The 24,287-nt window shown below is 57.5% G+C and carries 28 protein-coding genes; 15 read left to right on the top strand and 13 right to left on the bottom strand.

Going from position 1 to position 24,287, the window contains the following annotated elements; translation table 11 throughout:
• The first annotated feature begins 105 nt into the window (after positions 1–105).
• From AMK02_RS19095 to AMK02_RS19100, 3 genes are all read left to right on the top strand, one after another.
• The gene (locus AMK02_RS19095; RefSeq protein WP_064805231.1) at positions 106–933 is read left to right on the top strand and encodes a hypothetical protein; all 828 of its coding nucleotides are present in this window, start codon (positions 106–108) and stop codon (positions 931–933) included.
• Between the two features lie 74 nt (positions 934–1,007).
• Positions 1,008–1,370 carry a hypothetical protein gene (locus tag AMK02_RS31290; RefSeq protein WP_145924236.1) on the top strand — a complete coding sequence of 121 codons (363 nt, stop codon included), beginning with the start codon at positions 1,008–1,010 and terminating at the stop codon, positions 1,368–1,370.
• A gap of 44 nt (positions 1,371–1,414) precedes the next feature.
• Positions 1,415–2,176, top strand: a complete 762-nt coding sequence (locus AMK02_RS19100) for an HNH endonuclease (RefSeq protein ID WP_064805232.1) — start codon at positions 1,415–1,417, stop codon at positions 2,174–2,176.
• A gap of 15 nt (positions 2,177–2,191) precedes the next feature.
• Here AMK02_RS19100 and AMK02_RS19105 read toward each other — a convergent pair whose 3' ends face one another.
• The 6 genes from AMK02_RS19105 to AMK02_RS19125 are packed head-to-tail and all read right to left on the bottom strand — an operon-like array spanning position 2,192 to position 7,656.
• Entirely contained in the window at positions 2,192–3,487 is a 1,296-nt protein-coding gene (locus AMK02_RS19105) for a DNA cytosine methyltransferase (protein WP_145924237.1), read from the bottom strand.
• A gap of 9 nt (positions 3,488–3,496) precedes the next feature.
• The gene (locus AMK02_RS19110; RefSeq protein WP_064805236.1) at positions 3,497–4,225 is read right to left on the bottom strand and encodes a hypothetical protein; all 729 of its coding nucleotides are present in this window, start codon (positions 4,223–4,225) and stop codon (positions 3,497–3,499) included.
• Positions 4,226–4,233: 8 nt separating this feature from the next.
• Positions 4,234–5,151, bottom strand: coding sequence for a hypothetical protein (locus AMK02_RS19115; RefSeq protein WP_064805237.1), 918 nt, complete (start codon positions 5,149–5,151; stop codon positions 4,234–4,236).
• Complete coding sequence (locus AMK02_RS19120; RefSeq protein WP_064805239.1) at positions 5,148–6,971, bottom strand: hypothetical protein; 1,824 nt, start codon at positions 6,969–6,971, stop codon at positions 5,148–5,150. Before AMK02_RS19120 ends, AMK02_RS19115 begins: the two co-directional genes overlap by 4 nt.
• On the bottom strand, positions 6,965–7,387 hold the full coding sequence (locus AMK02_RS30270) for a very short patch repair endonuclease (protein ID WP_237358357.1): 423 nt from the start codon (positions 7,385–7,387) through the stop codon (positions 6,965–6,967). The genes AMK02_RS19120 and AMK02_RS30270 overlap by 7 nt, the downstream gene beginning before the upstream one ends.
• A gap of 41 nt (positions 7,388–7,428) precedes the next feature.
• The gene (locus AMK02_RS19125) at positions 7,429–7,656 is read right to left on the bottom strand and encodes a hypothetical protein (RefSeq protein ID WP_064805241.1); all 228 of its coding nucleotides are present in this window, start codon (positions 7,654–7,656) and stop codon (positions 7,429–7,431) included.
• A 361-nt stretch (positions 7,657–8,017) separates the two neighbouring features.
• Here AMK02_RS19125 and AMK02_RS19130 point away from each other — a divergent pair, with 361 nt between their 5' ends.
• From AMK02_RS19130 to AMK02_RS19140, 3 genes are all read left to right on the top strand, one after another.
• On the top strand, positions 8,018–8,710 hold the full coding sequence (locus AMK02_RS19130) for a recombinase family protein (RefSeq protein WP_064805243.1): 693 nt from the start codon (positions 8,018–8,020) through the stop codon (positions 8,708–8,710).
• Positions 8,711–9,289: 579 nt separating this feature from the next.
• Positions 9,290–9,970, top strand: coding sequence for a hypothetical protein (locus tag AMK02_RS19135; RefSeq protein ID WP_064805245.1), 681 nt, complete (start codon positions 9,290–9,292; stop codon positions 9,968–9,970).
• The gene (locus tag AMK02_RS19140; protein WP_064805246.1) at positions 9,967–11,034 is read left to right on the top strand and encodes an AAA family ATPase; all 1,068 of its coding nucleotides are present in this window, start codon (positions 9,967–9,969) and stop codon (positions 11,032–11,034) included. The genes AMK02_RS19135 and AMK02_RS19140 overlap by 4 nt, the downstream gene beginning before the upstream one ends.
• 78 nt (positions 11,035–11,112) lie before the next feature.
• Here the strand turns inward: AMK02_RS19140 and AMK02_RS19145 are convergent, their stop codons facing one another.
• The 3 genes from AMK02_RS19145 to AMK02_RS19155 all read right to left on the bottom strand — a co-directional run bounded on the left by AMK02_RS19145 (position 11,113) and on the right by AMK02_RS19155 (position 13,680).
• Positions 11,113–12,276 (bottom strand): endonuclease domain-containing protein, encoded by a 1,164-nt coding sequence (locus tag AMK02_RS19145; protein ID WP_064805248.1) that lies wholly within the window; start codon positions 12,274–12,276, stop codon positions 11,113–11,115.
• Positions 12,277–12,942: 666 nt separating this feature from the next.
• Positions 12,943–13,230 (bottom strand): hypothetical protein, encoded by a 288-nt coding sequence (locus tag AMK02_RS19150; protein ID WP_064697599.1) that lies wholly within the window; start codon positions 13,228–13,230, stop codon positions 12,943–12,945.
• 168 nt (positions 13,231–13,398) lie between these two features.
• A complete protein-coding gene (locus tag AMK02_RS19155) occupies positions 13,399–13,680 on the bottom strand; it encodes a hypothetical protein (RefSeq protein WP_064805249.1) in 282 nt (93 codons plus the stop codon).
• Positions 13,681–13,889: 209 nt separating this feature from the next.
• Between AMK02_RS19155 and AMK02_RS19160 the strand changes: the two genes are divergently transcribed.
• Positions 13,890–15,635 (top strand): cation:proton antiporter domain-containing protein, encoded by a 1,746-nt coding sequence (locus tag AMK02_RS19160; protein WP_064806369.1) that lies wholly within the window; start codon positions 13,890–13,892, stop codon positions 15,633–15,635.
• Positions 15,636–15,651: 16 nt separating this feature from the next.
• Here AMK02_RS19160 and AMK02_RS19165 read toward each other — a convergent pair whose 3' ends face one another.
• On the bottom strand, positions 15,652–15,942 hold the full coding sequence (locus tag AMK02_RS19165; protein ID WP_064806372.1) for a hypothetical protein: 291 nt from the start codon (positions 15,940–15,942) through the stop codon (positions 15,652–15,654).
• Positions 15,943–16,137: 195 nt separating this feature from the next.
• Between AMK02_RS19165 and AMK02_RS19170 the strand changes: the two genes are divergently transcribed.
• Together AMK02_RS19170 and AMK02_RS19175 are read left to right on the top strand one after the other, a co-directional pair.
• On the top strand, positions 16,138–16,728 hold the full coding sequence (locus AMK02_RS19170; RefSeq protein ID WP_064805251.1) for a YqaA family protein: 591 nt from the start codon (positions 16,138–16,140) through the stop codon (positions 16,726–16,728).
• A 22-nt stretch (positions 16,729–16,750) separates the two neighbouring features.
• Entirely contained in the window at positions 16,751–17,266 is a 516-nt protein-coding gene (locus AMK02_RS19175; RefSeq protein WP_064805253.1) for a disulfide bond formation protein B, read from the top strand.
• A 10-nt stretch (positions 17,267–17,276) separates the two neighbouring features.
• On the opposite strand, the gene AMK02_RS19180 is transcribed toward AMK02_RS19175, so the two are convergent.
• Together AMK02_RS19180 and AMK02_RS19185 are read right to left on the bottom strand one after the other, a co-directional pair.
• Positions 17,277–17,834, bottom strand: coding sequence for an HNH endonuclease (locus AMK02_RS19180; protein ID WP_064710619.1), 558 nt, complete (start codon positions 17,832–17,834; stop codon positions 17,277–17,279).
• 111 nt (positions 17,835–17,945) lie between these two features.
• The gene (locus tag AMK02_RS19185) at positions 17,946–18,638 is read right to left on the bottom strand and encodes a DNA-3-methyladenine glycosylase family protein (protein WP_064805255.1); all 693 of its coding nucleotides are present in this window, start codon (positions 18,636–18,638) and stop codon (positions 17,946–17,948) included.
• On the opposite strand from AMK02_RS19185, the gene gluQRS reads away from it, so the two are divergent.
• A complete protein-coding gene (gene gluQRS, locus AMK02_RS19190; protein ID WP_064805257.1) occupies positions 18,637–19,518 on the top strand; it encodes a tRNA glutamyl-Q(34) synthetase GluQRS in 882 nt (293 codons plus the stop codon). The genes AMK02_RS19185 and gluQRS overlap by 2 nt on opposite strands.
• Here the strand turns inward: gluQRS and AMK02_RS19195 are convergent.
• On the bottom strand, positions 19,483–20,406 hold the full coding sequence (locus AMK02_RS19195) for a YihY/virulence factor BrkB family protein (RefSeq protein WP_064805259.1): 924 nt from the start codon (positions 20,404–20,406) through the stop codon (positions 19,483–19,485). The genes gluQRS and AMK02_RS19195 overlap by 36 nt on opposite strands.
• 75 nt (positions 20,407–20,481) lie before the next feature.
• Here AMK02_RS19195 and AMK02_RS19200 point away from each other — a divergent pair, with 75 nt between their 5' ends.
• The 5 genes from AMK02_RS19200 (at position 20,482) to AMK02_RS19220 (ending at position 24,271) form a co-directional block, all read left to right on the top strand.
• Positions 20,482–21,315 carry an SDR family oxidoreductase gene (locus tag AMK02_RS19200; protein WP_064805261.1) on the top strand — a complete coding sequence of 278 codons (834 nt, stop codon included), beginning with the start codon at positions 20,482–20,484 and terminating at the stop codon, positions 21,313–21,315.
• 18 nt (positions 21,316–21,333) lie between these two features.
• Positions 21,334–21,537: a twin transmembrane helix small protein gene (locus tag AMK02_RS19205; protein ID WP_064805263.1), complete on the top strand. Its 204-nt coding sequence runs from the start codon at positions 21,334–21,336 to the stop codon at positions 21,535–21,537.
• 406 nt (positions 21,538–21,943) lie between these two features.
• The gene (locus tag AMK02_RS19210) at positions 21,944–22,522 is read left to right on the top strand and encodes a cob(I)yrinic acid a,c-diamide adenosyltransferase (RefSeq protein ID WP_064805265.1); all 579 of its coding nucleotides are present in this window, start codon (positions 21,944–21,946) and stop codon (positions 22,520–22,522) included.
• Between the two features lie 32 nt (positions 22,523–22,554).
• Positions 22,555–23,337, top strand: a complete 783-nt coding sequence (locus tag AMK02_RS19215; protein ID WP_064805268.1) for a rhomboid family intramembrane serine protease — start codon at positions 22,555–22,557, stop codon at positions 23,335–23,337.
• A gap of 184 nt (positions 23,338–23,521) precedes the next feature.
• Complete coding sequence (locus AMK02_RS19220; RefSeq protein ID WP_064805270.1) at positions 23,522–24,271, top strand: electron transfer flavoprotein subunit beta/FixA family protein; 750 nt, start codon at positions 23,522–23,524, stop codon at positions 24,269–24,271.
• Positions 24,272–24,287 lie beyond the last annotated feature (16 nt).

Genomic DNA, 24,287 nt, shown 5'->3' on the forward strand with positions numbered 1-24,287 from the left:
GCGCTGGACACCGCATAAAGCGGTTGGATTTTACCTGGGCGAGATTGACTTAACTACCCCTATCGCGTGTACTCTGCACATCCATTTTTGATATTAGAGAGTTTTATGGTCTACACCGTAGTGCAGAAACGAAAAAGCCTGGAGAAATCGCTCGCCCGTTCTTTAGGCTCAGACTTCATCACGGTTACTTCGCCTGACCATCCTCTTGTATTGAGGTCTACCGACATTTTGATTGGCGGAAGAGCCGGCCTGACCGCGATAATGTTCGCAACAGAAGCCGAAAAAAGGCAAAGTCGCTATTTTCGATCACGCCTAGTCTTGAACAAACTTGCACTGCCTCAGGAAACCAGGTTCATTTTTGTTTCCGCGCCGGGAGACGAATTTCTGATCTCCGGGGTGACAAACGAATTCTCGGCGATCCTGTCGTTTGACGATCAGAGCTTGCGTTCAGAGTTGACAGGCCTAGCTGAGCAACCGGGGCGCCTAAGCAAAAAAAGCATTCCGGACAAACTTCTTGCTCAGACGCAGGCCCGATTCGGAGAAACATACCGCCTCGCAAGAGCCTTACAGAGGCGAATGGATCGAAATCGGGTATCGGAACCGAGGCAGCTCGCTGAGCGAATCGCTATGCACGCCGCCTTTTTATCAAACAAAATCCACACCACGCATTTCAGTAGCCCGCCGAATCCTGGTCGAATTAATTCGCTAGCGCTTGATGGTGCAGATCGTTGGTTTGCGGAGGACAATGGTATTTTTCCCCAGGACGTCCCTGCGAGCGCAGCCTTTGCATCAGCCTACCCGGTAGCGCCCGGGGACCCCGACAAGTATATGCGTGCAGCGGCGTTTGCGGGCTGGATCCTCGCACCAGGAAGCGCCCTTGAAACCAACGAGAACCTTGCCGAAGTGATCAGTAGGCGAACGAGGCTAATATGAGCAGCAGGAGATCGCGACATCAGGCAATGCAGGCGATCGTAAGGGGCTCCCCTCTTTATGGCAGAGTCACCTCCGTGGCGCAGGTCGACGAAGAACTCGGTGAGCTTGGCCGGTGCAACAAGATGCAGCCGCCCAATCGCCAACGCTTGCTGCAAGTCATCCACGCCACCAGGGCATTAGACAGCTGCCTCAATGCGGTGCTTACACATCATGCACTTACACCGAAACACGGTATCGGTAAGATGCTCCATCAACTTCCATCTCTGCACCCGTCTCTGCGTGGTCATCTACCGTATTCTACCGTGGTTGCTTACGTATCTGCGATCGCGATGCCGCGAAACCGCTACGCACATCGAGCAGGCAGCTTTCCGAACTCAACGCACGAAGTTGATAAGATCATTTCTGAAGTTCACGCTTGTTTAGCTTCGATCCTGTGAAGGCTTGACTGGGACGCGGACTCTTCAACAGGAGGATAATGGCAATGCCGATAACCGATGGACATGGGAACCCCGATTGGACGCGGGACGAAACGGTGTTGGCCCTTGATCTTTTGTATAAGCACGGAAAACCCATTGACCGCCGGCACTCCGATGTAATTGCTCTCTCAACAATATTGCAGAACGCAAACATTCATCCAGCAAGCAATCGCCGGGCAAGCTTTCGTAACGCTGACGGCGTTGCGCTCAAGTTGCAAAATTTGTTCTCCGCCGTTGAGCCCGGCAGGGGATTAAGCTTCTCAAAAACTGACCTTGCGGTCGTCAATGACTTTCCGAAGGAGAGGAGTGAATACCTCAGTGAAATCGCGTCGGCGCTAAAGAACACTGTCAGCCTTGGCGTGCCCGATCCTGACCTGTCTGACGAAGAGACATTCATAGAGGGGGGCTGGCTGACGTCTCGCCATAGACAGCGAGACCGCCGGCTACGATCACGACTGCTAAATCAGCGAAAAGGCGAGGCATTGGTCTGCGAGATATGTGACTACTCTGTTTCAACGCTTGGCAGAGATTTGCAGGAAAGCATGTTTGAGGCCCACCATCGCATACCACTCGTCGACGCTGAGGGTGAAAGGTTAACGCGCGTCACGGACATGGCACTTTTGTGTGCTTGCTGCCATCGTTTAATTCACAGACTCATTTCGCGGCAAGCTCAATGGGTCGGTGTAGACGAAGCCCGCGAAATCCTCTTCGCATCCTTAAACATGAACAAAGATGGCCGAACGAGCCATCGACTGGCGCATAACTAGGATTTGCGGCTCGCCTCAAGCTACATCCCGATAGGCGTCCGTGGCGATCTCGTGCCAAGCGGATAGTGCCGCAAGTCCTACGGCATAACCGAGTATCGGGTGAACCGCATCACCAATCCATTTGGCCAGGTGTTTTCGTTTCACTGCCAATCCGGCCGGCGCGAAGTCAAACCAATCGGGAAACCCTTGAATACGTGCCGCCTCGTGCGGCGTAATAACGCGACGGCGTAGAGGATGGACGTAGCGACCCTGCCCTGGGGTTCCAAAGCCTGTAGTTATTGTTTGAGCCGGACGAGTCCAGTGCATCCGACCATATACAGATGTATATGAAGTTCCGTTCTTATGGCAGTCCGGGCGTTGATCATCCGGCAAGTCATACAGATCATTATCGAATAGATAGTCGATGCGGGCGACATTGACTGGCGTGAGCGACGGAGCAGTGTCAGCGAGTTTCGCAGGCTCAACATCAAGCAGGTCACCGATAGCCCACGAGACAGGCAGCGGGGATGCAGTCAATTGCGCGGTGCAAGTGGCCAAGTAATCCTGTGAAAGTCGGCGATCTAGGACACCAATTAGGAAATGCCGATTTCGCCGTTGAGCACTTCCCAGCTCATCCGCCTTGAGGATCGTCATGGAGACGCCGTATCCTGACGATTGCAGCAGACCTACAGCGGTTGATACAACGTTCGAGTGCGAATTTAGGACAGTTGGTACATTCTCAATGACGATCATTTCTGCCGACAAGGCGACGCCGAGTGCTACTGCAGCGACGTAGAGGTCATTTCGCGGATCTTGCCGACGGGTATGATTATTTAGGTTCGAGTGCCCTTGGCACGGAGGACCAGCGATAAACATATCGACGTTGCCGATGTTCGCCAGATCCGGTTCAATAATTTCAGGCTCGTATCCAAATTTCGCTTCCTCGCCTAGACCGAGGACATGAAAATCGACGAGGGTAGCAACGCTTTTGCTTAAGCAGCGTCTGGCACCCAAATTGTGCCGATGAATTTCCAGAGCAGTTGCGTCCGTGTCGATGACAGCCGCGAAGTCAGCTCGACGTCCCAAGGCCTCAACGGCAGATTTTATTCCTAGCGCGAGACCTCCAGATCCGCAGAATGCGTCAACAATCGTAACCAAGGGCCGCTTTTCCTTAGAGACCGGCCTTTCGCCCCGGAGATAGGATTGCCACCATGCCGCCTGGTCGGCCAGGCCGTCATCAGCGACATCGACCAACGTTGTCTCGTGGACGATATCCCCCATCGCTAAGGTGCGAGATACTGAATTGTTCTTACGTTGAAATGTCTGTTTCAAGGATCAAGCTCACGCAGTTTCGGATGCAAGCCGCTCCCATTCCGATTCGATGAACTGAGTCGCCCGCGATTGCGACATTAACTCAAACAGCAAATTGGATCGAGCTCTTTTAAGCTGTTTAGCCAACAATCGAATTTGGTTGATTTTCAGATGTGACTTTCTGGCCATCTTCGCCGGAAACTGAAATTCGATGAGAGCACGCGCGAAGTGCCGAACTTCACCATAACTCTGTCGAAAGATGTGGCTGCGCCAAAAGTCAATGTCGCCCACCAGCGCAAGCTCATATGGGTCGTGTGCGCCAGGCGCATAACCGATTTCTGCCCGAAGCCACAGTCTATAGAGTAGGTTTTCACCGCCTCCGCCAATACCGAAGTTCCGTAGGTTACCCTTTTTCGGATAACGCCACCGAACGACTCCCTCGCAATGCGCCACAACGACCCAAACCCAAAATTCGGGATCGGCCAGCGCGGGATGCTCAGGCAACAGCGCATGAATAACCGGGCCGGCTAATACTTCAAACTCGCTCCCTTTCACATCTCCCGTGCCATCAAGCTTCACGATGATGCCTTCCAGCTTCGCCGCGACGTCCTTGCCTAGGTCATCCCAATCCTCGTCGGGGCCATCGGGTTTGTAATGTGTTGCGGGGATTTCGGGCGCGTCGGCTTGTTTTTCGATCGCCGCGTCGACAGCTAGGAGATAAGTCCGCGCTTCTGCTTTAGTTAAGATTGGATACGGCATCACCAGTCCTATCGTAGTGCGGCCAAGACCGAAAGACGATCTTGGAGCATCGCCTTGATCAGGGGTGGTCGGCCAACCAAAGATTTCATTCCGTCGAGCGTGAGAGGTTTTTCCTTCCCTAGTTGCTTCAGCAACGTCGCAAGCGGGCTAGCTGGCTCAACAGAAGTCGATTCTTTCCAGTCTTTGAAGCTTTCCAATAGAATAGTCGATATTATTTCGGCACCGAGCATCGGCTGCAAACACTCTCCTAGGGAACTTGACACCATCTTGTTGTGCGCGTCCGCATGGACCCATACGATCGCCACAGAGTCCCCTTCACCAAGTTCCGTCTCAATTCCTCCGGTGTATTCCACAGCATAGTAGGTCTTTGGCGGATAGCCCGCAGCGACCCACTCTTCATCTGTTCTCGTCCTCACATCAAACAATGTGGGGATGGTGCGGGACCGAAGAACGAACGTCTTTTTTGCTAGCCAATGACCTGGGACGAAAGGCGAGCCAGGCTTCGGCGAGCGATCGTGAGAGAGACATAGCGCCAAGGTGATGTGGACATTTCGCCCACCACCCAGCCTCTCCAACACTTCAGCGGGTATTTCCCAACTGCTGGGAGCTCCATCCGAAAGACGCGTTCGGTGTACTATTTCCGATCGCTTCAGAAAACCGTGTCGTACGACAAGTACTAGATCAAGATCCTGTGCCTTAAGCCCCGCAGGCATCCATTGTTTAGGTTCGGCTATCGCAATGGAAACAGTCGGCTGGAGTTTTTTGAAGTCGATCTCGTCCAAATCAAACGAAACGTCCTGGAGCACATCGCCGTTTTCAAAAAGCTTTATCCCAGTGCTTGTTAGGGCGTCCTCAGCCTGGACACTCTGGAAAAAGGGACGAACCTCTCTCGGCTCCTCGCGATGCCACGCCTCAGCCGCCATCATTTCACCTCCACGGGTTCCACTTCCGGAACGAATCGAACCGTCCAAAGCGGATTATATGCCTCACTCACACACTGAAATCTTGCACCCTGATGGGTTAGATCAAAAGCCAACCAACCTTCCCTGACTGTATCCGGGGCGAATACAACATCAGCGTTAATCTGAAGATTTATCGGGTCACCGGTCTGCCCATCCTCCAAAACTGGGCACGTTATCCTGACCCGCGCCGGAACCTCAGACAACTCCTCGTCGGCTTTCAACTTCACATGAAAGACGGCCGACAGCCTCAGCTTGTCTCCAACTGCTTCCGCGCGAGGTTCCTGCTCATAGGTGAGGTGAATTGGCGCGGAAGACGGTTCCACGTTTGGTTTGCCGCCCTTCTTAGACGGGGTGAGGAAGTTCGCTAGCGTTCGCTCAAGCACGGTCAAACGCTTCGGGCGCGGCGGTGGAGGTGGTGAAGCCGCCGTTTGGCACTGCTTCAGATTTCGCTTTATACTCTTTAAAACGCGGTCGACGATCAGGCGATTTCGCCCTGTTTTGTCTTGCAGCCTTCGAGCGCCAATATCCCAGCGGTCATGCGCGGGCGGCTCTGCCGCGCGAAGGACGTCATCGATCTCATCATCCGCGATAAAGGTTCCAACAATCCCGGGATTCTGCACATTCCACTGCCGGTAGTACGAGACAACCATAAGAGGCGCCCGTACCAGTGCGACGGAATCGACACGACTTTCATCCACTGCATAGTCATCCTTCTCGTTCTTCTGGAGAAGTTTGAAGCCTGCTACACCGAGAGATATGTTGTCCAGCTTCGTCAGCGGTCGGCGAAACTCAGTCTTGTTGTTCGGCGGAGACACGTTTTTGGCCACATAGTACGCTTCCAAAAACGGTCGGAGATCCTCCCGCTTCTTAGGCCGAGGAAAGTTAACTACCCCGTCTTTGTCGATAACGCGCACATCCAACTGGCTATCAACTATACGTGGCCACCACCAGTCCTCCACGCCTCTCAGGATATCCTGGGGAGCAACCATTGCGTCAACAATAAGAACAGAGGTTCCGAGGTCGTCCGTAGCTCTCGGCTCAAAGCCTAGCTCCGCGGCCATGTCGTCAGCGGCGCTATTGCGCAGGGGGTCAACAATCTGCTGGCCCATTCCGGATAAATTTTGGCCAAACCACGAACGACCGGTAAAATGCTGTTTGTTAAACCTGTGCTTGCGATAGTAGCCGCAGCCGAAAAGAAGTGACAATGGGCTTCCGTTTTCATCTACAGTTCTGCTGTAGGCGAAGATCGAAAGAATTCCAGAGTTTGAACTGTACACTGATTTTCCGAACCCGTACGAGCCACCCGTCCCGTGCTCGTCATGCTCCTTGCCACCGTCTCCCAGCGAAAGCAGAAAACGATAGAACTTAGAATCGGGATCTTTTGGATCTCCCGCAAGGCCAGTCGTATTGCGATCGTTGATATACAACAAGTTTAGGGGAACGGCTTTATCGCCCAGCGCTCCAAGACAATTTGGTTCATTCATTTTCAAGTCATTGGCTCGCTCGCGTATACTGCCGAGCCCCGCACTCCGCACAAATGAGGCCTTTGCTTGCCCTTCAAGCGACCTTACTATGAAATCCACGGCCACCTTGGTTTCACCCTTTGTGCGAGCGTCAACACTGTTCTGGATTGCTTCACGAGCGAGAACCTCGGCCGGATGCATTCCCGAAGACGCGAGCGTGTTCGTGTATGCCTCACCCGCCGCACCGCCCATGGGAGGATTAACCTCGAACGCCCATTCAACTGGAGCGTCAGTGGCCATGGCCTTGACAGTTTCTAGCATTCCGTTCCCCGTTCGACAGCGTTTGGTGGCGTCTCTGCTACACTTTGGACGCCCCGTAAGAATTCTTCAATTTCGTTGAGTGCGGATTCACAATCTTTAAGAGCACATTGCCAAACCGTCATCGCTCTCCACCCCGAATCAACTAAAGCCTGCACCTTCCTACTATCGCGCTCTTTATTAGACGCAATCTTCGGGATCCAGAATTCAGGGCGGGATTTTGGGATCTTCCCAAGTTTACAACAGTGGCCATGCCAGAAGCATCCATTTATGAACAATGCGGCGCGTCTAGACTGGAAGACAATATCAGGCGTCCCCGGCAATTCTTTTTTATGAAGCCGATATCGCCAGCCGCGTGCGTGAAGCAGCCTACGGACGATCAACTCAGGCTTGGTGTCACGCTGCCTAACAGATGCCATCAGACTGCTGCGTGCTTCTACCGAGATCCTGTCCACGATAGCTACGCGTCAAGAGAAAAGCTTTGGTCGGACGAATTTCCAGCGTCCGAGAACCGAGACTTCGCTGCATCAACCGCCTTCTGAAGAGCCTTGATGATCTTCTTAGTATCTTCGTCCGTGAACTCGTAAGCGCCGCGGTTTGAGAGATTGCCAACCAAACGAATTTGCTCCAGCGCACGCGTGACACGCTGGTTCGCCAACTTCACGAATTTCGCCCGTTTATCCCGCATTGAGGCTCCAATATCTTCCCTATTATCTGAAAATAGTATATACAAAAATGCCATGTCAATTACATTTCAAAAATGTACATGAAAAACCTCAAGCGTCCGGAGGAATTCTTAGTTCCGACGAACGGAGTAGCCGATAAGATTCTGACAAAAAAATCTGAAGTGGCATGATAGAGCGACGCATGAACTCATTGCCCCCCGTACCCCCAGATGCCGCTGAAAGAGATGCGCAGCGATGCTTGGCAATAGGGGACTGGAGGCAGGCTTCCGTCGTCCATCGGATCGAAATGATATTTACGGCCACAACGAACGTTGACATTAGATAATTCGCCTGACATGCTCCCCTCGACGCGGAGAACAGGCCATGAAGCAGTATGTCATTTACAAGCGGGTCAGCACCGAGGATCAGGGCAAGAGCGGTCACGGCCTAGATGCTCAGCAGCGGGATATTGATATCTTCCTTGCGCAATTCTCAGACGTTCCCTTCGAAGTCGCTGGCGAGTTTCAGGACATTCAATCTGGTGCTGACAACGACAGGCCACAATTGGCGAAGGCGCTGGATCTTGTTCGGAAGACTGGCGCAGAGCTGTTGGTGGCGAAGCTAGACCGCCTCTCCCGCAAAGTCGCCTTCGTCGCAAGCCTAATGGACGACAAGAAAGTGAAGCTTCGAGTGGCGCAGATGCCGCAGGCTGACAAGTTCCAGCTTCACATATACGCGGCCTTGGCCGAACAAGAACGAGAGTTTATCTCTGCGCGGACGAAGGCTGCGTTGGCGGCGGCGAAAGTCACCCACGCGGCGAAGCGGAAGGAAGACCCGACGTACTCGAAGCGGATTGGTGGTCTCCGCGACAAGACCATGAAGCGCAACGAAGCGATTCAGCAGAAGGCTGACGCCGAAGCGGCGAAGCTCATTAAGATTGTCGGGCCGCTGAGGGCGGGGGGACAGACCCTGAGCGCCATAGCCGAAACCCTCGATAGCATGGGCGTGGCGACCTCCCGAGGTGGAACGTGGACGGCAACGCAGGTCTCCAGGGTGATCGAACGGGGACAGAAGTAGGCGATAGGAGCCGCTCTGGCTCCCTTCCATCGCTTTTTTATTTGCCCATTTGTGGGACAACTTTTCTCCCATGCCCACCGTAAGCCCCTGAATTTGCTCTGCCCGTCACAAGAATCAACGTCTTCCGTGTCTATTAAGTACCTGTTTTTATTATGCTTTCTTCCGCGCGTCACTTGACGGACGTGTACCCGTGGTGCATTTATGTACGGCCTGACGGTCTGGGGACACAACCCCGGCGCAGGGACCGGAAGCGGCCCGTAGAGCGGAAACAAAGCACCAAATCGGGAACGGTCGAACGATCGTAAGCAGTGGCAAGGCGGGCAGCAGGTGGCTGACACGTTGAACCGAGCGGTGAGGGACTGGCAGGGAACGCAATCCCGAGCCCCCTGAGTTGCACCGACAAGGCAACCAAGCCACACAAGCCATGACATCATAAATCATCGACACTGCTCAACTAAGTCCGCCCCCGTGCCTCAGGGTCCAGGTACGGTTTCGGCCATGCAGTCTGCTGCATGAACAGAGCGAGCAAGACACTCCTCTGCCACGACCTAACTCCCAAATACGAGATCATCAATCATTATGAAAACCTGCAAAGCTGGCGGCTGCCTCACGCAGACCAACGGCTTCAGCTCCTACTGTGAGCGCCATAAGAGAACCAAAGCCCGCCACGGTCATCCTAAGCAGACCGGCGTGAAGAAATGCGACCTGAAACCTTACTTGAAGGAGATCGAAAGCTATCTGAAGACTGTGTCTGCGGCGAACGCCCACGACATCATGACCGACATCTGGGGTCGCACTGTCGCGAATGCTCAGGCCCATATTGACGGCACCAAATGCGGCGCTTCGTTCAACGTGCATGAACTTCAGGCTTCCAAGGCGGTTGTTTCGTTGTCCAAAGAGGCCGATAGCCGCACCATAGGCATGACGCTGATGGCTATGGGTTTCTGGTATGAAGATGATCAGCGCCGTTGGCAGTATGACGAAGGCTTCCGCTTTCAGACCGTGCGCATGCTTCTCCGTCTTAATCCCCGAGAGGCGGCATATAATTGGTCAATGAATGGCCTCACGCGGACTGTGTATCGAGAGATACCGCCGAGGACCATACGGGCGCTGTGGTTGGCTATCGAGGACACTAAGCTCGTCTTGTACGGCATGGAGATCGCCCGTCGCAAAGCAAGGGCCTTGGCGGTAGCACGACAGAAAGCTAGCGTGGAACGTGACGCCATCCTTGGTCCTGAGCAGGGCGGAGGTGCAGCATGAGTGGTCCGATGGTGACCGAGGCTGCACCAAAGCCGCCGCTGAGGGGTATCACGGCGGCTAAGCTGTTGCAGACCAGCTACCCGCCCCGTGAGTTCGCAATCGATCCATGGCTTAGGACCGGTGAGAGCGCCCTGATATGGGCAGCAACGGGCGTCGGGAAGACCTGGCTCACGTTGTCGCTCGCCCTCTCCATGGCCGGGGGTGGCCGCGTGTGGGAGTGGAAGGCACCGAAGGCGCGTAAGGTCCTGATCCTCGACGGCGAGATGAACGTCCAGGACCTTCAGGAGCGAATAAACCATCTGGTGATCTCCGGCGCTGTTGATGGTTTGGACCGGGAGGCCATGGGTGCCAACTTGCTTCTCATGCCTCGCCAGTATCAGGACCCACGGGCGCAGTTCTATGACATCACCGATCCGACCTCACAGGAGCGCATACTTAGAGAAATGGAGACGAGCGGGGCCGAGGTGATCATCATTGACAATCTCACCACCTGCGCGGACGGCTTGGCAGATGAGAACGACGCAACAGCCTTTCGGTCGATCATGGGGTTTCTTCTCATGATGAAGCAGGCCGGAAAGACGGCCATCGTTGTCCACCACGCCAACAAATCCGGGAAGGACGCCCGTGGCTCGACGGCACTTGAGGCCACCTTTGAGGTCAAGCTTGGCCTCGAGCGGCCACCAGTCGAGAAGCCCGGGGAAGCGTCGTTTATCACCCAGTTTGGCAAATTCCGGGGCCGGGGCAATGACAGCCTTAGACCACGCGTATGGACGCTCAGGGGCTCCGGCTGGGATGTTCAGGACGACACTGGGAGTGCTGACGGACGCGTCCTGGAGGCCGTGAGGTCCCTCAAGTTCGTCAACCAAGGTCAGGTGGCCCAAGCCCTCGGTATGGCTCAGAGTTCCGTATCGAAGGCACTCAAGCGTTGCGTGATACTGGGCACCGCCAAACAGGATGAGATCGACAGATTGTTCATCAGCGCACGGTCACTTTCGGGCGTGGCAGCGAACCCTGCTGGAGCATCGGATACCGTGGTAACCGAGGAAGCCGCCGACGACTTCTGAGACCTTGGCGGCACTGCGGGGAGGCCTCTGGCCCCTCCGCTACACAAACTTCACTATTCTCTATTCCTCTCTTACTAGCTAGGAATATGGAATATCGCCCCAATATTGGTCCCGGAAGGCATCATGACGTTCGAATGCCGAAACCGCTTCGAAATAAATCGGTACAGGAACAATCTTCATTGCGTCCTTGGCCGGATACCTTGCCGCCAACATCTTTAGGCACAGATGCTTCGAGAATACTGGGTCTCGCGCACAGCGCTCGTTCAATGCTGCAAGTCGCGTGTCGCGCCCTCTCATGGCGCTTCTGAACGCCTCATCGATCCGGTGCTGCACTTCCGCATCCTCCACGCGAGGCGGCTGCACAATCTCCTGCCAATGAAATGTACTCGTGAGCTCCCTGTCTCGAAAGAGCTGAATTGATGGGGCGAGATTGTTCATCTCACTGCCTTCGCGCTGCGTCGCTTTACGCGGTTTTTCCAATTCGGTCAGCTTTACCAGAGCAGCAAGTTGAGTTTCTTCAGTTTCGATTGCCGCCTTGAAGGCCATCGTCGCTTGGTTCACTTGCTGCAATACACTTACATTCCGATCAAAGCGGGCAACTCCATCCAAGAAACCGTTGAAGTGCTGTGCAAAGGTTCGCGTCTCACTCGGGAGCGTCATTTTCTTTGGTGTTGTATAAGATGGTGTTTCGGCAATGGCCGCCCTTACCCTTCGTATCGCCTCATCCGGTGACTTGAACACAATAGCTGCGGGTATACGAAGGACCTTGTAGCCCGATCTCACAGAATATTCATCTCGGATGCGATCGCGCTCCACTTGATCCGGAGATGAGTGATAGGCCGCCCCATCTATTTCGATGATCTGACGGCCGTTGGCTAGGAAATCGAAACGGTAATTCTCTACCTCGACCTGCATTGCAAGTATGAGTTCCGGAGATTCCAGAACGCCATTGTTCGGTTTGAGGGCGAATTCCTTCACCATCGCTCGGAGAAACTGTTCTTCAGCTGGAGATTCGCATCCCTCGCAATATAAAGTAAGCCAGTCATCATCGAGAGGTTTGGCATCGCGCCATGTTCTTGGGGGCGGTACGATGGGATACTTTGGAGACACCAAGTCGGTGTAAATAGTCCATGCTAGGATCCCCACCAGCAATAAAACCCACGGAAACAAGAAACAGACGAGCAACAAAATGGCAATCAGGCCTATCTGGAACCAAATTGTTTTCTTAGGTTCACCCCGCAAATGACACCTCAATTGCTTAATCGATAACGCGCGGCCTCAGCTTTACCCTTCATTGTGTTGAATAGCCACGAGCAACTAAAGAGTCGAGCGAACACGCTAGACGAAGACCCTATGGTCATCATGCGTCGCCCAGCGAGCAGACGAAGAAAGCGCGATGAAGTCGCGACGTTTGAAGCAGGCGCGGACATTTTTTAAAGGCCTCCGCGTTCGGCTGGACCTACGAGACCTTCCGGCAATTCTGGCGCGGCGGCTTCTGGACATCGGAGTTCTACAGGGCAGGCTTTGACCCGTGGCTCAACAAAGCTGCGTATGCATAAGCGCCGCGAACTGGATCAACTAAAAGCTTTCCGAGGTACTGTTGCAATCCCCCGCGAGGTACTGTACCTCCAGGCGACTCGGTGCGACGAATTTTCTTCAAGTTGTTGACGCTAATGGTGAATTTCCATGACCGGACCGGTTCGATAATGGCCGAAGTAAACCGGCATGGGGCACCAGCCTCCGCTCTATGAGCTTCGGCTCGGCGAGCTGAAGAGAGCAGCTAAGCGAAGGCGGACTGGTTCGATGATGCTCCGCTTAGCGGCGCCATTATCCCGAGCACAATCGTGTCGCGCCTCCGCATCATCAAGCTGACGCGGAAGCACGGAACGAATTCACATCAGCCCGAAACTACTTGTTCTTCAGCAGCCACATCTTGCCGGCCATCGTGATGCCGTAGACATCTTTTGATGCGTCATCGTCGAGGTGACGCCGCTCGAGGAAGCCCGGCTCTTTCAACTCGCCCAGCGTCTTAGCCGTGACCGATTTCACCTTCTGCGGCCGCTCTTTCCAGCGGTCGGTCTTTGCGTAGGTCACCGTCGCGTTCTGATGCGTCCATTTATTCGCCGGCTGAGGATAGAGATCTCCGGCCTTGGCGAGCTTGAGTGCAACAATCTGGGATGGGGTAAGCTCAATCATACTGAAAAATTCCTGTGCGGGGTTCTGTGCGCCGAAAATGCGCTTCGAACGAAAGGGTGCTCATAACACCGCCTGATCACTTCCACCACCGCATTGCGCGTGCGTGCCACGCGAAAGGCGAAAACCCGGCTTGCGGGAGCCGGGCTTCGACTTTGTCGCGAATTTTTGTCAATAGCAGCGCCTGACCGTCCTGGTCACTTCGCCTTCATCGGTCTGACGGGTGACGCTCCTGACATCGCAGCCATCATGTCGATAGCGACGATGCTCGCGTTCGCGCACGCCGAAGGTCACGCCGCGCTCGCTGATGGTGATGCCGGGCCGCACCCGCTCGTAACGATAGTCATCGTCATAGGAACGCTCCCTGACATAAACGCTGTCGGCGAGGACAGGCGCTGCAAACGAGCAGGCGGCAAGGGCCGTCACGGCACAGTTCAGAATGATCTTTCTCATGTCGTTTCTCCTTGTCTAAAGGGCCAACGAAGCAAAAGGGAAGTGGTTCCGACATCAGCGGCAACCCTGTCATTCTCGAATAGACGTGGAATTTATTGTTCGCGACCAAGCCGACACCTCCCAGAGCAGCCGCAAAACGCAAATCAACTATTTAATTTTGCTTGCGCTTCGTCCAAGGTGGCGGCCGTTACCATCAGGCGAGGGCAGACGTGCATCAGGAAGTGGGACTCATTGCGACGGTCGCCGTCAGTTTTGTTTTCGCGGCGGTCCTCGGTTATGGCGCCGACCGGCTGCGGCTGCCGCCGCTCGTTGGCTATCTGATGGCCGGTATCCTGATCGGGCCGCTCACGCCAGGCTTCGTCGCCGATACCGCCCTTGCCGGTCAGCTTGCCGAAATGGGCGTCATCCTGCTGATGTTCGGCGTCGGCCTGCATTTTTCCGCATCCGACCTGCTTGCCGTACGCGGAATCGCGGTGCCGGGCGCGATCGGCCGAATTGTTCTGGCCACTCTGCTGGGCATCGGCCTCTGCATGCTCTGGGGCTGGAGCCTCGGCGCCGGCGTCGTCTTCGGGCTCAGCCTCTCGGTGGCGAGTACGGTCGTGCTCCTGAAGGCGCTGGAGGAACGCAATCTCGTCAATGCGCCGAGCGGGCGCGTCGCCGTCGGCTGGCTGATCGTCGAGGACCTGGTGATGGTGCTGGCCCTGGTGCTGCTGCCGGCGCTGGCAGAGCTTCTCGGCGGCCATGCCCTCGATACCAATCACGGCCTCGGTGAGCTGCCGCTGGTGCTGACGATCGGACTGACCTTGTTCAAGGTGCTGGCCTTCGCCGCCATGGCGATCTTCCTCGGCCCCCGTATCGTGCCCTGGCTGCTGACGATGATCGCCCGCACCGGCTCGCGCGAACTCTTCACGCTGACGGTGCTGGCGATCGCGCTCGGGATCGCTTTCGGCTCGGCGGCGATTTTCGGCGTCTCCTTTGCACTCGGCGCCTTTTTCGCCGGCGTCGTCATGAGCGAATCCCAGCTCAGCCACAGAGCAGCGGCCGATTCGCTGCCCTTGCAGAACGCCTTCTCCGTGCTGTTCTTCGTCTCGGTCGGCATGCTCTTCGACCCCTCGATCCTGGTTCGCCAGCCGCTGGCCGTGATCGGCGCCCTGGCCCTCGTCATTCTCGGCAAGGCTGTCATTACCTTCGCCATCGTCATGCTGCTCAGATATCCGATCGGCATGGGGCTGACCTTGGCCGGCGGCCTTGCCCAGATCGGTGAATTTTCCTTCATCCTCGCCGGCCTCGGCGTCTCGCTCGGGCTTCTGCCGCATGAAGGCCAGGATCTGATCCTTGCCGCAGCGATCCTGTCGATCACCCTCAACCCGATCGTGATCGTCGCAACCGAGGGCCTGAAGAAACATATCCATGCGCAATGGCCCTCCCTCTTCGAAAGTTTCGGCAGAAAGAGGCAGAAGACGCTCGGCAAAGAACTGGAAAAGATCAGGGCGCTCGGCGAGGAACGCGAACGCCAGCATCAGTTGAAGATGCAGCAGCTGATCGAAACGTTTCCGCTGTTCTCTCAGGTCGGGGAGGATGCGCAGGAAGAGCTGCTGCTGCTCTTCAAGGCGAAGTCGGCTCCACCAGGCGAACGTGTCATCCGTCGCGGCGATCGCGGCGACAGCATGTATTTCATCTCCTCAGGTGCGGTCGAAGTGCGTCTCGCCAGCGGCGCGATTCGCCTGGAACCGGGCGCATTCTTCGGCGAAATGGCGTTGCTGAGCGGCGGAAGGCGCACGGCAGACGTCATCGCCGTCGACTTCTGTCAGTTCGAGGTGCTCGAGCGGCGCGATTTCAACATGTTCATGTCGCATCATCCCAACCTGCGCGCCATCGTCAGCGAAATGGCGCAGAAGCGCACCGAAATGAACGTCCTGCGCCAGCAATGGGAAAAGTCGATGGATCTGTCCTGAGGGCGCGGCGCTCGTCTCAACCCGCCGGCCAATAGCCATCGGAGCGGAAATCGTCCGGAATCGGGTCGAGCCGCGACAAGGTCTCGGCTGCGAAATCGATCTGCAGCGACAGGTATTTCAGGGAGGCCAGCATCGGCACACCGGTGGCAAATTCCCGGATGCGGGACGGGTGATAACCACTTTCCTTGAGCCGCCGGTTCGCTTCCTGGCGCACATCTTCCCTGCTCGGTCCCGGGCCCGCTTCGGCCCGGTCATTTATTTGCACGGCCCGCCCAAGGCCGCCTTCGATCACTTTGAACATTCTCATGCCACCCTGCACGTCGACCACGTAAACCTTGCCGCAGAATGGCCGATTCGCAATCCCATGAAATCTTGGGAGAGGCGGCGACGCCTCTGCATCACAAAATTTTTAGACGGCGGTGGCACGAAGGACACGGGCGAGCATTTACAGCGCCGCATACGACCCCTAAAGCTTTTTGCACCGCAATAGGAAAGGAATGGAATGCTTCGCAGACTTTACGACTGGACCATGTCTCTGGCCTCGCGCAAATCGGCCGAAGTCTGGCTCGCCGTCATCGCCTTCGTCGAAAGCTCCGTCTTTCTCGTCCCCGCCGATGTGCTGTTTCTGCCGATGGCGCTTGCCAAGCCGGAACGCTCCTACCGCTATGCGCTGATTGCGACCGTCGCCTCCGTGCTCGGCGGCATCGCCGGCTGGGCGCTCGGCTTTTACGCCTATGAGACGGTGGCGCGACCGGTTCTCGAATTCTACGGCAAGCTCGATGCCTTTGAGCAGATGAAGGCCTATGTCAGCTACGAGTGGATCCTGCTGCTGCTCGTCACTTCTGGTATCGCGCATCTGCCGCCGATCAAGGTCGTGACCATCCTGTCCGGCGTCATCCACGTCAATCTCGGTCTTTTCATCGTTTCGGCGATTGTTGCGCGCGGCGCGCGTTTCCTGTTCCTCGCTTGGCTGCTGCGCCGCTACGGCGAGCCGATCCGGCATTTCATCGAAAAGCGCCTCGGCCAAATCGTCGGCATCGGTGCTGGTGCGGTGATCGTGCTATATGTCGGCTACCGCTCTTTCGCTCACTAGGCCTATTTTGCGGAGTTCCGCCATGACTGCCATTTCCTCGCCGCTCGCCCGCCCCGGCTTTACCTATTCCATATTGCTCGCTATCGGCATGGCGGCGGTGGTCGGTGCCGCGCTCGGTTTCCAGTATATCGGCGGCTATATTCCCTGCGCACTCTGCCTGCTGCAGCGCCAGCCCTATTATTATGCCATCCCCATCGCCATTCTCGCTGCCATCTGTGAGTTTGCCGGTCTGCCGAACTGGATTTCCCGCGCAATGCTGCTTGCTGCCGGCATCCTGATGCTGGTGACGGCCGGCATGGGCGTTTATCACGCTGGCGTGGAATGGCATTTCTGGCCGGGGCCGGCGACCTGCTCGACGACTGCAAACAGCATGACGAGCAATGCCGGCGATCTGCTCACTGAGCTCAATACGATCAAAGGCCCATCCTGCACCGATGCGGCGCTTAGGGTGCTTGGCCTCTCTTTTGCAGGCTGGAACGTGATCGCCGGCATTCTGCTCGCAGCTTTCGCCTTCGTCGGCGTCCGCAAATCTGCGTGAGGCGAGCCTATCAGGGCTGCAGTTCGGTATCCCAGTAGAGATAGTCGAGCCAGCTTTCATGCAGATAGTTGGGCGGAAACAGCCGGCCGTTATTGTGCAGATCCTGCACCGTCGGCTGATAGGGCTTCTGCGCCGGGAACATGCCCGCCTGCTTCGGAAGCTTGCTGCCCTTGCGCAGATTGCAGGGCGAGCAGGCTGCCACGACATTCTCCCAGGTCGTCTCGCCGCCATGGGCACGCGGGATGACGTGGTCGAAAGTCAGGTCGTCATGAGAGCCGCAATACTGGCACTCGAACCGGTCGCGCAGGAAGACGTTGAACCGGGTGAAAGCCGGATTGCGCGATGGCTGAACATAAGTCTTCAGGCACACGACACTCGGAAGCCGCATCGAAAAGCTCGGTGAGGAGACCGAGTGTTCATATTCCGCGATGATGTTCACACGGTCGAGGAAGACCGCCTTGATCGCGTCCTGCCAGGACCAGAGCGACAAGGGATAATAACTCAGCGGCCGGTAGTCGGCGTTCAGGACGAGCGCCGGCAGGGCCTGCGGGGAGACTGCAATCGTCAAGGGACTCTCCTGATCGATTCGGCATCTGCACCTGTATATTAGGCCGGTTGTTACAGGATTGTGAAGTCGAATAAATTCAGAGGATAAAGGCAATTTGAAGAGTGTTGCCGATCAGGCGGTCGGCAACATGTCGCGCCGCATTTTCGTGGCGTAATAGGCCCAGAAAAGCCGCGCCGCCACGGAGCGCCATGGCGACCAGATCTCCGAAAGCTTGGCAAGCGCCTTTGTTTGCGGCCGCGCCGCAAGTCCAAGCGCAGCGCCGACGGCATTCTGCAGCGCCACATCGCCGGCCGGAAAGACATCGGCGTGGCCGCCGCAGAACATCAGATAGACCTCCGCCGTCCATGGACCGACGCCCTTCAAGGCGGTGAGTTCGCCAAGCGCTTCGCCCGGCGGCTTCAGGCAGAGTCCGGAAAGATCGAGGCGGCCGGAGGCAACGGCTTCAGCAATCCGCGATAGCGTGTCGGCCTTGGCGCGCGACAGGCCGAATTCCCGCCAAGCGTCAGGCGCAAGCAGCGCGTATCTTTCGGCGGTCAGTGACCCATCCGCCGGCAGCATGCGCCGCCAGATCGCCTCGGCGCTGGCGCGCGAGACCATTTGCGAGACGATGATATGGGCAAGGCCGGCAAAACCGGGTTCGCGCAGCCGCAGGGGAACGGGCCCTGCATCCGCTGCAATCGGTGCAAGCCGCGGATCGAGGACAAGCAGCGCGTCGAGTCCCAGCCTGACGTCATCGTCGTTGCGGATGATCTGCACGCGTCCTCCCAGTGGTTCGAAACTTGAATCCGTGGCAGAAGAAAGCATGACCACGAGCGAGCGTCAAAAACCTGTCTTTCGTTTTGCGCCGAGTCCCAACGGATCGCTGCATCTCGGCCATGCACTGTCGGCCTTTTTGAACCGCGACATGGCCGAAGCCGAAAATGGCCGCCTTCTGCTGCGCATCGAGGATATCGATCAGACGCGCTGCACCCCCAAATTCGAGGCCGGCATCCTGAGGGATCTCGACTGGCTTGCTATCGACTGGGAAAGCCCGGTGCGGCGCCAGTCGGAACATTTCCCGGAATATCAGGCGGCGCTCCACGCATTGATCGAGCGCGGCCTGGTCTACCCGGCCTTCTTGACACGCGGCGAGGTGAAGGCGTGTGTCTCCGCCTACGAGGTAACGGGCCAGTCCTGGCCGCGCGACCCCGATGGCACGCCGCATTATCCGCCGATTGATCGCGAGCGGTCCGAGGCCGAATGGCGGGATATTCTTTCTTCGGGCAAAAAACATGCCTGGCGGCTCGATATGCGCAAGGCGCTCGACCTGATCGGCGAACTGCTGTTCTGGACCGAAACCGGCGACGGCAGGACAGGCGAGATCGCCGCCGAACCCGACGTCTGGGGCGACGTCATCCTGTCTCGCTCGGATGCCCCCTCGAGCTATCATCTTTCGGTGGTCGTCGACGATGCGCTGCAGGGCGTCACTCATGTCGTACGCGGGCTCGACCTCTTCCACGCTACATCGGTGCACCGGCTGCTGCAGGTGCTGCTCGGCCTGCCGCAGCCCCTCTATCACCACCATCGTCTCATTCTCGATACCGATGGCCGCAAGCTTTCGAAAAGCGAAGGTGACAGCGGCCTTGCCGAATTGCGTGCCCAGGGCATGTCAGGGGCCGATATTCGCCGCCTCGTCGGGCTCTGACCGCCGTTTGACACGCTCTCTGCCGACGATCGAAAGTGTGTGCGAGAACATCCGGAAGACGCGGAACTTGATCAGCGCCGCGTTGATCTCTGCGCCGATGATGAAGATGACGCCGACCATGTAGAGGAAGATCAGCACGATCATCACCGAGGCGAGACCGGCATAGGTCGCGGTATAATTGGCGAAGGTCGCGAGATAATAGGCAAAGACCAACGCGCCGGCGAGCCACAGAAGCAGCGTCAGCAGCACGCCGGGAATGACGTCGAACACCCGCCGCTTGCCGGCCGGCAGCCACAGATGCATGACCAGCAGGCCGACGGTGAGCACGACAAGCGTGCCGTAGATGCGCCAGCTGAAGACGACGTCGAGCGTATCGGCAAACAGCGGAAGCCACTTCCGGGCATAGTCGAGAGCCAATGGCACCGCCACCAGCAGGATGCTGATCGCCGCGAAGATGATGACGGCAATCAGCACATAGCCGAGGCTGGCGAGGCGGGTGAAATACCACGGCCGCGTTTCCTGCACCCGATAGGCACGGTTGAGCGAGATGCGCAGCGCTTCGACGCCGTTCGAAGCGAAATAGGCCGCCGCCAGCACCGAGATCGTCAGCAGCCCGCCGCGCTGAATGGTCAGGACCTGGAGCACCTGGTCGGCGAGCGGCTTGGCGATCGCTTCCGGCCAGGTGTCGAAGATCAGGTGAATGGCGGTGGAGGAAAACTGATCGGCGCCGAGGAAGCTTGCAAGCGCCGTGCCGAAGATCAGGAACGGGAAAACCGCAAGCAGGCTCGACAGCGCCACGTGGCTCGCCATTGCAAAGCCATCGTCCTCGACCATGTGACAGATCGCGTCATAGACCACGTCGTAGCTCGTGCGCAGCACCTTCCGCATTCCGTCCCCGGCTTCCAGATTGTATCCTCTGGTCGAATATGGGAAACGAGTCCCATTTTGTACAGGAATCATTCCATGACGGAACAGCGCACAATCGTCGTCACCGGCTGTTCCTCCGGCATCGGCGCTTACTGCGCCCGAGCGCTGAAAACCGATGGCTGGCGTGTCTTTGCGACGGTGCGCAAAGCCGATGATCTGCCGGCACTGGAAACCGACGGCATCGAAGTTTTCGTGATGGACTATGCCAGAGCCGACACCATCTCCGACCTGGTAGCCGCGGTCCTCGATCGCAGCGGCGGCCGCATCGACGCGCTCTTCAACAACGGTGCTTATGGCCAGCCTGGCGCCGTCGAGGATCTGTCGACGGCGGCGTTGCGGGCGCAGTTCGAAGCGAACTTCTTCGGCTGGCACGAATTGACGCGGCAGCTCATTCCGTCGATGCGCGAACATGGTCGCGGACGGATCGTGCAATGCTCCTCCATTCTCGGCCTGGTTCCCTATCGCTATCGCGGGGCCTATACTGCCTCGAAATTTGCCCTCGAGGGCCTCAGCATCACCCTGCGCATGGAACTCTACGGCAGCGGCATCCATGTGAGCCTGATCGAGCCCGGGCCGATCGCCACGCGTTTCACCGCCAACGCGCTCGCAAAGATCAAGGAAAATATCGATCTCGAGAATTCGCCGCACGCAGCCGATTATGCCAGACAGTTGGCGAGGCTTGACGGCTCCGGGCCGGTCAACCGCCACAAACTTGGTCCGGACGCGGTCTACTCGGTATTGAAACACGCATTGAACTCGAAAAGACCAAGGCCACATTATCCTGTAACGACTCCGGCTAAACAGGGCATGCTCCTGAAGCGGCTGCTTCCGGCGGACCTCTTCTACAATCTGATGCGCTGGACCGATTGATCGAGAAAGTTGAATACCATGTCCACGGCCACCTATATTCTTGCAATCATCGTCATGGGCCTCGTCGCCCTCGTGCTGATCCGCGGCCTCTTCAACATGATGAAGGGCGGTGATGCCAACCTTTCCAACAAGCTGATGCAGCTTCGTGTTCTGTTGCAGGCAATCGCCGTCGTCCTGATTATGATCACACTCTGGATCACCGGCGGCGGCCGTCCGAGCTGAGGGACCATGGAGCGGGGATTTTAATGATGCACGCAAACATATCCTCCCTCATTCCTGTGCTCGTCACAGGAATCCAGCCACGGCGAGTTCGCGCCGTGAATGACCATAGCCTGCCATTGAAGAAGTCTCCCGCGCCCAAGGACTTGGGCGCACTGGATTCCTGTGACGAGCACAGGAATGAGGGAGGTGAGGCAAGCGCTGGCTCGAGGAAGCACCCTGACGCGGTGTGCGTCAGTATGCCGAGGCCGGTTTGGCGAAAAGGCCAACCCCACCTTCCGTCGTCCTCGGGCTTGACCCGAGGACCCATCCTCCTAACCGCCGACGGATGCGGTGTGGATGCTCGGGTCAAGCCCGAGCACGGAGGTTGGGCGGAGGCGGCCGCCCTCCCCCTGACAGGCGGTGCGGCATGGTGAAGCTCAACAAGATTTACACGAAAACCGGCGACGACGGCACGACTGGACTGGCCGCTGGCCGGCGCCGAAGGAAGGACGACCTGCGCGTCGCCGCCTACGGCACGATCGATGAGGCCAATTCCGCGATCGGCTTGGCGCGGCTTCACACGACAGGCTCGCCCGAGCTCGACGCGATGCTGATGTCGATCCAGAATGATCTCTTCGACCTCGGCGCCGATCTCGCCACTCCCGACACCGGCGAGCCCCCGGTCTACGAGCCGTTGCGGATCGTCGAGACGCAGGTCGAGCGGATCGAATGCGATATCGACCGGCTGAACGCCGATCTGGATCCGCTGAAATCCTTCATCCTGCCGGGCGGCAGCCCGGCTGCCGCCCATCTGCATCTGGCCCGCACGATCGCGCGCCGCGCCGAGCGCCTGATGGTCACGCTTGCGCGCACGGACGGGGAGATCGTCGGCGAAACCGCGATGAAATATATCAATCGGCTCTCTGATTTCCTCTTCGTCGCGGCCCGTCATGCAAATGACCAGGGTCGTGCGGATGTGCTTTGGGTTCCGGGAAAAAACAGATAGGTTTGCCGCGATCACGATCGCCGGGGGGCCTTATGTTCATACCACTTCACGATGCCAATACGCTGAAGCATATCAAGGTCCAGTGGGTGACCCTCGCCTTGATCATCCTGAATGTCGCGGTCTGGCTCTTCACCAGTCTGGAGAGCGAACTGGCTGCCCAGGCGACGACGGTTGGTCTCGGCTTTATTCCGGCGATCGCCTTCGGCCACGCGCAATTGGCACAGGGATTGGAAATCGTGCCGGAGCCGCTGACCTATCTCACCTATGCCTTCGTCCATGCGGGTTTCTGGCATCTGGCCTCCAACATGGTCTTCCTCTGGGTCTTCGGCGACAATGTCGAGGATGCGATGGGGCATATGCGCTTCCTGCTATTCTACCTCCTCTGCGCGGCTGCCGGCGCCCTTTGCCACGGTCTGTTGACGACGACGTCGGAAGCGCCGCTGGTCGGCGCTTCCGGGGCGATCTCCGGCGTCGTTGCCGCTTATGTCATGCTGCATCCGCGCGTCAGGGTCTGGGTGCTGGTGTTCCTGCGTGTGCCCTTGCCCTTGCCGGCCTTCGTGCCGCTGCTTTTGTGGATCGGACAGCAATTCTTCATGCTGGCGATTGCGCCGGATGGCGATGTTTCCTGGGGCGCCCATGTCGGCGGCATCCTTGTCGGTGCCCTGCTGATCCTCGTCCTGCGCCGTCCAGGCGTGCCGCTCTTCGACCGGGAAATCGTAACGCCCCGCGCCGTAAGGGATGAAGCCGGCGCGGTTGCGGCCGCCACGGGCGGCCACAACGAGCAGCGTCTTCCCTGGGGCCGAGGCCGGCGCTGATCAATATGTTGACGTGTACGTAAACGTCCATATATTGCCGCGGCGATTCCCCGCCGGCGTCATGCAAGCGTTGTATTTGGAGGAAAAACGCGTATCCATGTCGCCATTCGACAATCGAAGCGGCGCCTGAGCGCGCATTTTTCAAAAAACTCGTGAAACCAGTTTCTCTTGAAGGAAGGCCCCCATGAAGATTCTCGTGCCCGTCAAGCGGGTTGTCGACTACAACGTGAAGATCCGGGTTAAGCCGGATGGTTCGGGTGTCGAGCTTGCCAATGTGAAGATGTCGATGAACCCGTTCGACGAGATCTCGGTGGAAGAGGCGCTGCGGCTGAAGGAAGCCGGCAAGGCGGAAGAAGTGGTGGTGGTGTCGATCGGCCCGGCCAAGGCCGAGGAGACGCTGCGCACGGCCCTTGCCATGGGCGCCGACCGGGCGATCCTGGTCGAGACCGACGATCAGGTCGAGCCGCTTGCCGTCGCCAAGATCCTCAAAGCGGTCGCCGATGCCGAACAGCCGGGTCTTGTCATCGTCGGCAAACAGGCGATCGACGACGACAGCAACCAGACCGGCCAGATGCTGGCGGCACTGCTCGGTTCGGCCCAGGCGACCTTTGCCTCGAAGATCGAGATCGGTGACGGCAAGGCGACGGTTACCCGCGAGGTCGACGGCGGTCTGCAGACGATAGAGATCAAGCTGCCGGCGGTGGTGACCACCGACTTGCGCCTGAACGAGCCGCGTTATGCCTCGCTGCCGAACATCATGAAGGCGAAGAAGAAGCCGCTCGACAAGAAGGCTCCTGCCGATTTCGGCGTCGACACGACGCCGCGGCTGAAGGTGCTGAAGACCGAGGAGCCGTCCGGCCGCAAGGCCGGCGTCAAGGTCAAGTCGGTGGCCGAACTGGTCGACAGGCTGAAGAACGAAGCCGGCGTGCTGTAACGGGCAAGAACAGGAG

The organism is Rhizobium sp. N731 (genome assembly GCF_001664145.1).
Taxonomy (GTDB): Bacteria; Pseudomonadota; Alphaproteobacteria; order Rhizobiales; family Rhizobiaceae; genus Rhizobium; species Rhizobium esperanzae.